The sequence below is a fragment of the Methanosarcina sp. UBA5 genome, assembly GCF_002505485.1.
GTDB lineage: Archaea > Halobacteriota > Methanosarcinia > Methanosarcinales > Methanosarcinaceae > Methanosarcina.
On record NZ_DAVG01000063.1, the window covers coordinates 15,247 to 16,923 of the forward strand.

The 1,677-nt window shown below is 43.9% G+C and carries 2 protein-coding genes; both read left to right on the forward strand.

Going from position 1 to position 1,677, the window contains the following annotated elements; genetic code table 11:
* The coding region (locus BP621_RS06280; protein ID WP_292388576.1) for an iron-containing alcohol dehydrogenase at positions 1-965 on the forward strand (965 nt) is incomplete at its 5' end.
* Positions 966-1,429: 464 nt separating this feature from the next.
* A partial coding sequence (locus tag BP621_RS06285; RefSeq protein WP_292388578.1) for an LURP-one-related family protein occupies positions 1,430-1,677 on the forward strand: 248 nt, incomplete at its 3' end.

Genomic DNA, 1,677 nt, shown 5'->3' on the forward strand with positions numbered 1-1,677 from the left:
CAATCTTTCCAGGAGCAGACCCGAATCCGACCGATACTTCAGTCATGGAAGGAGCGGATATTTACAGAAAAGAAGACTGCAATATTATAATCGCTGTCGGAGGAGGAAGCCCGATGGACTGTGCAAAGGCAATTGGTATTGTAGTTTATAATGGTGGATTGATCAATGATTATGAAGGCGTTGGGAAAGTTACAAAAGGAATTCCTCCACTTATTACAGTAAATACGACTGCCGGCACCGCAAGTGAGATGACGAGTTTTACGATTATTACGGATACGAAGCGGCATATCAAAATGGCAATCGTAGATCCGCGCATCACCCCTGATATCGCAGTTAACGACCCGGAACTTATGGTAAGCATGCCGCCTGCACTTACGGCTGCAACCGGTATGGACGCTTTAACCCATGCAGTTGAAGCTTACGTTTCTACCATGGCTACGCCTACAACGGATGCAGCTGCTATCAAGTCCATAGAACTGATCTCAAAGTACTTACGTGAAGCCGTTGCCCATGGAGAAGACGTGAGAACCAGAGATATGATGGCACATGCCGAATACCTTGCAGGTATCGCCTTCAATAACGCAAGTCTTGGTTATGTACATTCCATGGCGCACCAGCTAGGGGGGCTTTACGACCTTCCACACGGAGTTTGCAATGCGATTCTTCTCCCGTATGTGGAAGCATACAACAAGCAGGTTGTCCCGGAACGCTTTGCCGATATTGCGCGGGTAATGGGGGAGAATATAGAAGGATTAAGCCTGGAAAAAGCTGCAGACCGAGCTATAGAGGCCATTAGGAAACTTGCATCGGATATAGGAATTCCTTCTGGCTTAAAAGAGCTTGGCGCAAAGGAAGAAGATCTTGAACTCCTTGCTGAACATGCGATGCAGGATGTTTGCCGCCTGACAAACCCCAGAGAACTTTCAAAGGAAGATATTATTGAGATTTACAGGAAAGCTCTGTGAAAATGCCTGGAAAGAGCAATTCTGGAAAGAGCAACCGAAATTGAGATTTTAAATTGTTAACAGCGACGCCAATGTGAAGGCAAACTATCTGCAGCCTGTGGTACATGTTCGTTTTGCCTTAATCTCATATAGATGCAGAACAAATTACATCTGCCTGAGTTTATGTTTCAACGTTTAATTTTAGTGTGTGGGGTATACGTTAAACAATCAAAGGGATCATCAGATGTGAGGGATAATCAAATCTAAGGGATAACAGTCCATGTCACGGTGGGTAACAATTAGAGTTTTCTTACGTTTTGTCTTGCTGAAAGACGAATCATTATTATTTTTTCGCTTTATGGCAGGATTAGTAAATTGCTTCTTCAGGGGAAGGTATTGAGATTGCATAGATAAGGAGAGTGATTCTTGATGAAGCTATTTGGCGGCCGTGAAGGCCACGAAGAAGAAAAAAGCACATCTACAGGATGCATGAAAAGCTCGTAGCCATTGGAGACGACTACTGGATCGAGAATGAAGAAGGAAAACAAGAATTTTATATTGACGGAAAAGCATTTCGCCTCCGCAACACCCTGATTTTTAAGGATGCACAGGGAAGAGATCTTTACAAAATCCAGGAGAGACTACTCAAGCTCAGGGACACAATGGATATTAAGCGAGCGGACGACGAGCTGGCTGCAACAATTAAAAAGGCTTTCATTAATATTTTGAGAGA